The sequence below is a fragment of the Streptomyces lonarensis genome (genome assembly GCF_012033735.1).
Classification (GTDB): Bacteria; Actinomycetota; Actinomycetes; order Streptomycetales; family Streptomycetaceae; genus Streptomyces; species Streptomyces lonarensis.
On the sequence record NZ_JAAVJD010000217.1, the window covers coordinates 1 to 3,329 of the forward strand.

The following is a 3,329-nucleotide window of genomic DNA, read 5'->3' on the forward strand; positions in this document are numbered from 1 at the left end:
CGTCGGCGCCCCGCCACCCGCGCCCGCCGGACCACCCGGCCAGGGCAGGCACGCCCACCGCCCGCGCCGTACCCGCCCCGCCGGGCGCGGAGCGGGGGAGCGCCGATGACCGCCCTCACCCTCGCCGGGCGCGACGCCGGCATCATCGCCTGGCGCAACCTGCTCAACCTCGGCCGGACCCCCGGCTCGGTCATCGCCGCACTCGTCCAGCCGCTGATGTTCGTCCTGCTGCTGGCCTACGTCTTCGGCGGCAGCCTCGGCGGAGACGACTACCGCGTCTACCTGATGGGCGGCATCTTCGCCCAGGCGGTCACCTTCAACGCCGCCTTCACCGCGCTGGGGCTCGCCAACGACATGCACAAGGGGCTGGTCGACCGGTTCCGCTCGCTGCCCACCCCGCGCTCCTCCGTCGTCCTGGGCCGGACGCTCTCCGACCTCACCATGAGCACCGTCACCCTGACGGTCACCGCCCTGTGCGGCCTGCTCGTCGGTTGGCGCACCGACGCCCCCGCCCACCACGTGCTGCTCGGGTTCGTCGTCATCCTGCTCTTCGCCTTCGCGATGTCCTGGGTCGGCGCCACCATCGGGCTCACCGCGCGCAGCGTCGAGGTGGCGCAGAGCGCCGGGCTGATCTGGCTGTTCCCGGTCACCTTCGTCTCCTCGGCCTTCGTCTCGCCCACCGCGATGCCCGGACCGCTGCGGACGGTCGCCGAGTGGAACCCTGTCTCCGCCACCGCCACCGCCGCACGCGAGCTGTTCGGCAACGTGCCGCCGGCCGGCCTGGGGCCGGGCGACGCCTGGCCGGTGCGGAACGCGCTGCCCTACTCGCTGCTGTGCACCGCCGTCATCACCGCCGTCTTCATGGCGCTGGCGGTGCGTCGCTACCGGCGGATCACCCGCGGCTGACGCCACCCGCTCGGGCCGACCGCCGTCCGTCCCGGCCCGGATGCCGGGACGGACGGCAGGCCGTGCTCAACTGCAGGTGGAGCGGCTGCTGTTCTGCAGGGTCAGGTCTCGGTAGGTGATCGCGGTCCCGCAGGGGCTCTCCCGCAGCGCCGAGTCACGGATGGTCAGATTCTGGAGGGTGACGTCCCGCGTGACCGCGAACTCCGCCCGCGACGCGATCCGTACGTCGCCGGGGCCCGAGACGGTCCCGCCGGAGGTCGCGATGTTCACGTTGTAGCAGTTCTCGATCAGGATCGCGTTGTTGCCGGTACCCGCGATGTCGACCCGGCCGATCTCCACGCCGCCGCTCTCCGAGACGCAGAACACCCCTCGCCCGCCGCCGCGGGCCACGACCTCCCCGACGCGGATGTTCACGGGGTAGGCGTTGCCGACGCGGCCGTTGCGGTTGGCCATGCGGAACGCGGCGTATCCGGTCCCCGTCCCCGCGCCCACCGCGTCCACCCGGCCGACGGTGGCGTTGGTGGTGTCGTTGAGCAGCAGTCCGCTGTACCCGGTGTTCCGTGCGGTCACGGTCCCCACCGTCAGGCCGTCCACGCCGTACGTCTCGACCCCGTGGTTGTCCGTCCCGGAGACGAAGACGTTGTCGATGCGGACGTTCCGGGTGCGCACCGAGCGGTCGCCGTGGTTGTCGATCCGCACCCCCAGCCCTCCGGAGAGCCGCAGGTCGAGCGCGCCCAGCGTCACCCCGGTGGCGTTGCGGACGAAGACGCCGAAGTAGGGATGCCCTGTCATGGCGAGATGCCCGACGGTGACGTTGGTGGCGTTCCGCACCCGGATCGGCGCGTGGTTGGCCGCGACGGTGCCGCTGACCTGGAGCGTGCCGCAGACGTCGAGCGAGGTGTGACTGGGCAGGTCGAGCGACTGGTTGGCCGGGACGGAGCCCGAGCCGCGGACCACCACCCGCTGGGCGGTGGTGCGTCCGGGATCGAGACTGCCGACGGCGGCGCGCATCGCCGCCAGCATGTCCGGGCCGCTGTACCCCGGCGCGCGCCAGGTGTTGCCCTCCCGGACCGCCTCGGCGTGGAAGGAGCCGTCGCCGCAGGCGAACGGGCGGACGACTCCGCCGGTGCCGGCGGGGTCGGCGGCGTCGTCCGGGGTGGTCGCGAACTCCGCGGCGCCGGCGGCCTGAGCCGCCTCGGGCCGGTCCGGGGCCGCGACCGCAGGTCCGGCCAGGGTGCCGGCGGCGGTGGCGAGCACGGCGGCCGCGGTGACGGCGAGGGCGCCGCGACGACGCCGGCGGCGGGCGGGGGAGCGGGGGTGGTCCGGGTGCATGCGATCACTCCGTGTGGGGGAGTTGGGAGCGCTCCCATATGCGCCACCGTTGGGCGGCGGGACGCCGCGGCCCTGGGGGTGGCCGCCGTCGTCCGTGGCAAGCGCTTGCTGAGTGCGGAGAGTGTCCATCCGCCGCGACCGGACGTCAACGCCCCGGGCGGGAAAACCGTTGCGGCTCCCCGGAGCCGCCCCTAGCGTCGCCTTCCATGGACCAGCCCGCCCCCGATCGGCTCGCGGACGCCCCCGCCGACGTCCTCGCCGAAGCCCTCGCCGCGTCGGCGCGGGTGTTGCGGCCGCACGCCGGCGCCGACTGGGACCGCCGCGCCGGGAGCCTGACCTGGAGCTGCCGGGAGACGGCCGCCCACCTGGCGCACGACCTCGCGGCCTACGCCGGCCAGCTGGCCGGGCTGCCGGGCGACCGGTACCTGGCGTTCGACCTCGTGGTGCCCGCCGCCACCGAGCCCGCCGAGGTGCTGCGCGTGGTCGATGCCTGCGGCGTGCTGCTGCTCGCCGCCCTCGCCCGGTCCTCGCCGCGAGACCGGGCCTGGCACTGGGGGCCGTGCGACCCGGCCGGGTTCGCCGCCATGGGCACCGCCGAGACCCTGCTCCACACCTGGGACATCACCCGCACGCTGCAGCCGGCGTGGGAACCGCCCCCGGAGCTGTGCGCCGCCGTCCTGCACCGGCTGTTCCCCGACGCACCCACCGGCGCCGGCGACCCCGCCGCGGTCCTGCTGTGGTGCACCGGTCGTGGTGAGCTGCCCGGACGCCCCCGCCGCACCAGCTGGGCGTGGCGGGCGGCCCGCGGCTGAGCGAGAGCGTGTGGGCCCCGCGCCCCCGGCTGCGGCCCGGTGCCGCGTTCTCGGAGGCGCCCGCAACCAGCCCGGTACGAGGGCGCCCCTCGGCCTCGCAGCTGACCGCGTCCGACGCCGCGAGCCGATCCGACACGGGGTCTCGTACACCCGCCGAGGGGGCGTCCGCCGGTTCCGTGTGCTCCGGCGTCGTGCCGCCGTCCGCGCCGCCCACCGGGCTACGGTGGCCGGGTACCGCCCACCGACCCGCCCGCCCCGCCGCGCGGAGCCGCCGAAGGC

General features: G+C 75.5%; 3 protein-coding genes. 2 read left to right on the top strand and 1 reads right to left on the bottom strand.

The window, feature by feature from the left end; all coding sequences use genetic code 11:
• Positions 1–105: 105 nt before the first annotated feature.
• Positions 106–906: an ABC transporter permease gene (locus tag HCN56_RS20660; RefSeq protein ID WP_167973339.1), complete on the top strand. Its 801-nt coding sequence runs from the start codon at positions 106–108 to the stop codon at positions 904–906.
• 66 nt (positions 907–972) lie between these two features.
• Here the strand turns inward: HCN56_RS20660 and HCN56_RS20665 are convergent, their stop codons facing one another.
• On the bottom strand, positions 973–2,238 hold the full coding sequence (locus tag HCN56_RS20665; protein ID WP_167973341.1) for a right-handed parallel beta-helix repeat-containing protein: 1,266 nt from the start codon (positions 2,236–2,238) through the stop codon (positions 973–975).
• Between the two features lie 206 nt (positions 2,239–2,444).
• Between HCN56_RS20665 and HCN56_RS20670 the strand changes: the two genes are divergently transcribed.
• Positions 2,445–3,050, top strand: a complete 606-nt coding sequence (locus HCN56_RS20670) for a maleylpyruvate isomerase N-terminal domain-containing protein (RefSeq protein WP_167973343.1) — start codon at positions 2,445–2,447, stop codon at positions 3,048–3,050.
• Positions 3,051–3,329 lie beyond the last annotated feature (279 nt).